Source organism: Pantoea stewartii subsp. stewartii (assembly GCF_008801695.1).
GTDB classification, from domain to species: Bacteria; Pseudomonadota; Gammaproteobacteria; order Enterobacterales; family Enterobacteriaceae; genus Pantoea; species Pantoea stewartii.
This window is the reverse complement of the sequence record NZ_VZPF01000015.1, coordinates 63,597-69,842: the sequence shown is the minus strand read 5'-3', so window position 1 is coordinate 69,842 and position 6,246 is coordinate 63,597. Positions and strand designations below refer to the sequence as shown.

The following is a 6,246-nucleotide window of genomic DNA, read 5'->3' as shown; positions in this document are numbered from 1 at the left end:
ACCAATCGATGAGCGGGCACAGCAGAGTGTTCTGGCAACATGACTGACGGTGTCACCACGATGCAGCATCAGCATGGCGGTGAGCCGCCGGGCGTGGTTTTTGTCCTTTGTTTTATGGATAGTTTTCTGCATCAGGCGTCGTTCGGTTCTGGGTATTGGTGCTATGATCGACATTGCTCAGTCCGGCTGGTGATTTGGGATATTCAGCGATTGATCAGATCGCATAAACCGGACTGAGTTCCCTCTAAGGGATCTACTATTCCGAGCAGTTATTTAGTTTTAACAGGAAATAAAAATTACCTGGCCTTTATACAGGCAGAAAGCCGATGACCGCTTATCCCATCCGCGAAAAGAAAAAAGGTAAAATCATGGAAACATGCACCATTGTCTACAACGGGGAACGGCTGTCAGGTCAGGCAGGTTTGCCCCTGATTGATTTTCTCGAACTGCACGGCAAAAAACTGCCGCATGTCTGTTATCACCCCGCTCTGAAGCCACTGGAAACCTGTGATGTCTGTTGGGTAGAGCATGCGGGCAAACTGGTGCGGGGATGTACGCTAGAAACCGTGCACGACATGGTGGTCAGCAGCGTAGATCCGTAGGCGCAGGCGGCGCAGGAAGAGGGCATGGACCGCGTTTTAGCGCGCCATGAACTTTACTGTACGGTATGCGAACACAATACCGGCGACTGCACCTTACACAACGCGGTCAGCGATATGGCGATACCGATTCAGTATTATCCCTATGAGCGTAAACCTGCGGAAAAAGACCATACCAACCCCTTTTATACTTACGATCCTGACCAGTGTATCCTCTGTGGTCGCTGTGTAGAGGCGTGCCAGAACGTCGAGGTAAACGAAACGCTGTCTATCGATTACACCGCCGACCATCCCCGCGTATTGTGGGACGGTGGCGAGCGCATAGCCGGATCAAGCTGTGTGAGCTGCGGCCATTGCGTTACCGTTTGCCCCTGCAATGCGCTGCTGGAAAAAACGATGCAGCCCAATGCCGGTCCCTTCACCAATATGCCGGAAACCGTGAAACGTCCGCTGATTGACGTGGTTAAAAAACTGGAAAACAGCATCGGCGCGGGACCCGTTACCGGTGTTTCACTGATCGATATGGCGATGCGCCAGTCTGAAATTAAAAAAACGAAAACGGTCTGCACTTATTGTGGCGTAGGCTGCAGTTTTGAAATGTGGACGCGTGATCGCCACATCCTAAAAGTGCAGCCGGTTGCAGATGCACCCGCAAACGGCATTTCAACCTGTGTAAAAGGCAAGTTTGGCTGGGATTTTGTGAATGATCCGCACCGCCTGACCACCCCGCTTATCCGTGAGCAGGGGCGCTTTCGTCCCGCCAGCTGGGATGAAGCGCTGGCGGTTATCGTCCAGCGCCTGACGCAGATTCATCGACAGTCGGGCGGCAACAGCATCGGCTTTATCGGTTCCAGTAAAGCCAGTAATGAAGAAGCCTATCTGACACAAAAAATCGCCCGTTTAATCTTTGGCACCAACAATGTCGATAACTCCTCCCGTTATTGTCAAAACCCTGCCACCCAGGGATTGTTCCGGACCGTCGGGCATGGGGGCGACGCGGGAACCATCAAGGATATGCAGCAGGCGTCGCTGATCATTATCGTCGGCAGCAACATTGCAGAAAATCACCCGGTCATTGCCTCCCATATCAAACAGTCCCATAAACATCACGGGCAGCAGCTTCTCGTTGTGGATCCCCGTCGCCATGAAATGGCTGAGCGCGCGGATCTGTACCTGCGGATTAAGCCGGGTTATGACATGGTATGGGCATCGGCGATGGCGCGTTACATGTTCGATCACGGTTATGCCGATGAGGCCTTTCTTGCCGAAAAGGTCAATAACGTCGCCGAGTTTCGGGCGTCGCTGGCGCCTTTCACGCTCAACTATGCCAGTCAGTTAACCGGTCTGAGCGTGCAGGAACTGACGAACGCGGCAGAAATGATAGGCCAGGCCAAAAGCGCCTGTCTGTTGTGGGCGATGGGCATTACGCAGCACAGTCACGGTTCGGATACCAGCACCGCACTCTCGAATCTGCTGCTGGTGACCGGCAACTATGGTAAGCCAAGCACCGGCGGGTATCCCATGCGCGGCCACAATAATGTGCAGGGGGCCAGTGATTTTGGCTGCCTGAGTAATGTCTATCCCGGCTATGAAAGCGTTACGGATCCGGCCGTGCGGCAAAAATGGGCGGCGGCCTGGGGCGTCGATCCGGAAGCGCTTTCGGCGGAAGAGGGCGCAGATAATTACCGGATGATCGAGCAGGCGCATCAGGGCACGCTGAAAGCGATGTACATCATTGGTGAAGAAACGGCATTTGCGGATGCGCATTCCACAAAAGTCCATGAGGCGTTCAGTCGGCTCGATTTTATGGTGGTGCAGGATATCTTTATGAGCCGGACGGCAGAATTTGCGGATGTCGTGTTGCCTGCCTGCCCGAGCGTCGAAAAAGAGGGGACGTTTGTGAACACCGAACGGCGTATTCAGCGCTTTTACGAGGTGCTACCGCCCTTAGGCGACAGTCGTCCCGACTGGCGGATACTGACCGAACTCGCCAGCCGTCTGGGCCATCCCTGGTATTATCAGCATCCCGCCGACATTATGGCGGAAGCGGCGCGCATCGCCGGTATCTTTGCCGGCGTCAGCTATGACCGGCTGGCAGTGACAGCTCTGGCCTGTCAGCGCCGACGGCAGTAGCACGCCGTTGCTCTATACCGACGGTTTTCACTTCCCCGATGGCAAAGCGCGGCTCTATCCGTTGCAGTGGGAAGCGCCTGCCGAGGAGAGCGATGCCCATTATGATCTGCTGCTTAACAACGGCCGCATGCTGGAGCATTTTCAGGCCACCAACCAGACGGGGGCGGGGGGACGAATCACCTCGCTGTCGCCTCACTGGTACGTTGAAATCAGCCCCGCACTGGCGCAGGAGCGTCACTTGCAGGAAGGCGACTGGGTCAGACTGACGTCACGGCGCGGTGCGCTTGAGGTGCCGGTGATCATTACTGAACGCGTGGCAGGTAATATCCTTTTTATCCCGATACACCATGGTAAGCCGGGCGTAAACGGACTCACGGGGGATCATCACGATCCAGACGTGCAGACGCCAGCCTATAAAGAAATTGCCATTCGCCTGGAGAAGCTGGCGCGTCCTCCTCACGCTTCACCGCTGCCGTCGCACAATTTTCGCCATGGGCACCGCACGCCGCGCGATCATCTGCCCGTTGAGGATAAATGGCGTCAGCCAGGTTATACGCTGCCGCCTGAACACACCGCCCATCCGGAGAAGTTTTAATGGCTGAACCGCTAAAGTATGACGTGCCGCCCACGCGCACCGAGCCCACAGCAAACGAAGCCCTTGCCACGCTGCTGGAAAGCCTTCATCAACATGGCTTCCTGCGTCTGGCTACAGATATCGTCAATGCCAATACCCAGATTGCCGGTGTGCTGGTTGACGGCCTGAACCAGCCTGGAGCGCTTAATGCCATGCAGAATCTGTCCCTGGTCTTTAAGGCGCTGGCAACGATTTCCCCCGAAGAGTTCAATCCTGTGCTGTTGGGGATCGTTAATGCCGCAAAAGCGATGCGGGGGGCCGGACTGGCCGGGGAAGATAAAAGCGCACCCGGCATCCGCGGCATCATCCGATTACTGAAAGATGAGGAGTTATGGCGAGGGATTAAACCGGCTCTGGCAGGCGTCCGCGCGTTTGGACGTGAGATGAAACAGCCGTCTGAAAAACCGATCAGCCGGTATAGTGGGAAGCCTACCCAAAGTTGAGTATCGGGTAACGGTGGCTTTCCCGGGAGCCTGTTGTGCCGGTAATCCAGCCCGTACGGGCTGGATTACCGGATCCGTTCAGGACGCTGGCAACAGGCGCAAAATGTGCCCGTTTAATAAAGATGATTCACTGACATCCGCTGTTTAAATAAGGGCGCCGCACTGCGTCATTTTCTCACTTATTTTCCCTTCATGTTGCGGACAGGGTATTAACACATCATCAGCGGGCCAGATAAAAAAGTTCCGTGCCGCCTGACCAATCTGTTTTTATTCCCGGCAGGCCAGAACACATCTTTACGTGTCGGCCTGGTGCAAAAAAACGCCGTCTGTGACTGCCCGCTCTTATTGATCATATTAATGAGGATGAGGAAAGCCTGTTTTTGCGTCTGACGTTCCCGGATCGGATGGCCCGGCAAAATGCGAACGGCGGGCGTACAAAGCCTGACTAAGGCAGGGCAGAAGGTAGGCGCGTCAGTTTCTCAGGGGGCTGTTTCACCGGCTTTCAGGCTCAGAGGCGTCCAAAACTGTGTCATGACTTTTTTACCGGTGACGGAATGTTTCAATTACCTTCACAATATATTTTTCGGATCATTTCAGTGCGCCTTGCACCGTGATCTCCTGCTTAATTTTGCCCTGATTGTCGACAGATCTGTTTATTTCCGTAGAAAGCCTCGCCTGAAACCCTTTATCGCCTGCTTATGTGAACCAGAATGTTTCTTACATAAACCATCACGACAGTAAAATAGTGCTGGCACACAATATGCTTTATTCCCACGCACAACATCTAATAATCAAAATCATACAGGGGCATATTATGGCGTCCACGGGACTTAAAAAGAAATTAGGATTGGTCGATCTGTCGTTACTGGGCATCGGCTCCATGATCGGGTCGGGCTGGCTATATGCCGCCCTTAACAGCTCCGGTTATGCAGGCAGCCATACCGGCTGGGCCTGGGTGCTGGGTGCGGTGATTGTGCTGATGATTGGCCTGGTTTACGCCGAGCTCTCCTCGGCGTTGCCGCGCGCAGGCGGTTTTGTGCGCTATCCCAACTATTCGCACGGCAATATCGTCGGCTTTGTCATTGGTGTCAGTTCTCTGCTGGCGTATACCAGCACCGCCGGAGTGGAAGTGGAGGCCGTTCGTCAGTACGCGATTTACTGGTGGCCTGCCCTGGGGCATACGGACGGCAGCCCAACGGGATTAGGGTTTGTGGTGCAGATTGGGCTGCTGGTGGTATTTTTCCTGCTTAACTACTGGAGCGTGAGTTTTTTTGGTCGTGTGAATACCATTGTTACCACCTTCAAATTTATCGTGCCGGTACTGACCATCATTACGCTCCTGCTTTACTTTCATGCGCCGAATCTTGACGTTCCGCCAGCACCGCCGGGCGGGGCGCATGGTGTTTTTAGCTCGCTGACGGGGGCAGGGATTGTCTTTGCCTATCTTGGTTTTCGCCAGGCCGTGGATTTTGCGAGTGAAGCCAAAAACCCACAGCGCAACGTACCGCTGGCGATTGGTATTGCCATTGCCGTCAGCTTCGTGATTTACCTGGCCCTGCAGTATGCCTTTATGGGCGCGGTGCCGGCCGATTTACTGTCACAACATGGCTGGGCCGGGCTGAAGCAGGTGTTCCAGTCGCCCTATGCCGATTTAGCGCGCAGCCTGGGACTGACCTGGCTGATTAACCTGATTCTTATCGACGCCGTGATTTCTCCGGCCGGAACCGGCAACATCTATCTGGCGGGGGCTGCGCGCGTGCTGTTTGCCTGGGCGCGTAACGGTCATCTGTTTAAAGTGTTTGGTGAAGTGGATGCAAAATCGGGCGTACCACGCGGCGCATTGTGGTTATCGCTGCTGCTGGCCATCGCCTGGACGCTGCCTTCTGAGTTTCAGGTCTGGGGCGGATTAATCGGTGCGGTCACCTCGGCCACCGTCTTTACCTATATGCCGGGCCCGATCACGCTGGGCGCATTTCGTCGTCACCTGCCGGACATGCAGCGCCCGTTTCGCCTGCCGATAGCCGGGCTGCTCAGTCCGCTGGCGTTTGTAGCCAGTACGCTCCTGATTTACTGGAGCGGCTGGTCGGTCAATGAGATTCTTATCCCGATCCTGATTATTGCCTGGGTCGCTTACGCCGTCTTTGGTAAGAAGAACAGCGAATTCAGTCAGGATCTGCGTTGCGCCTGGTGGCTGCTGGCTTACTACATTGTGGTGATGGTGATTTCCATGCTCGGTACCTACGGCGGGAGCGGCGTGATTAGCACGCCATTCGACATGATTCTTATCATTGTCGCATCCCTGGTCTGCTACTTTTGGGGCGTGAGCGCCAGCCTGGCGGAACCTAATATTACCAATGAGGAGGAGGAATCGGTATCCTTCGGCAAACACGCGTCCTAGCGTTTATCGTCTGCGCCTGTGCCCGGCACAGGTGCAGTT

The 6,246-nt window shown here is 54.9% G+C and carries 2 protein-coding genes and 2 pseudogenes; 3 read left to right on the top strand and 1 reads right to left on the bottom strand.

The annotated features are described in order from the left end of the window. Positions 1 to 174 (bottom strand): annotated as a pseudogene (locus F7Q90_RS06150) (IS630 family transposase); the annotation flags it as partial. A gap of 194 nt (positions 175 to 368) precedes the next feature. Here F7Q90_RS06150 and fdhF point away from each other — a divergent pair. The 3 genes and pseudogenes from fdhF to F7Q90_RS06135 all read left to right on the top strand — a co-directional run bounded on the left by fdhF (position 369) and on the right by F7Q90_RS06135 (position 6,207). Further along, positions 369 to 3,327: pseudogene (gene fdhF, locus F7Q90_RS06145) on the top strand (formate dehydrogenase subunit alpha). Beyond that, entirely contained in the window at positions 3,327 to 3,809 is a 483-nt protein-coding gene (locus tag F7Q90_RS06140; protein WP_006119680.1) for a DUF1641 domain-containing protein, read from the top strand. Before fdhF ends, F7Q90_RS06140 begins: the two are co-directional and overlap by 1 nt. 814 nt (positions 3,810 to 4,623) lie before the next feature. Continuing rightward, on the top strand, positions 4,624 to 6,207 hold the full coding sequence (locus tag F7Q90_RS06135) for an APC family permease (RefSeq protein WP_006119679.1): 1,584 nt from the start codon (positions 4,624 to 4,626) through the stop codon (positions 6,205 to 6,207). Positions 6,208 to 6,246 lie beyond the last annotated feature (39 nt).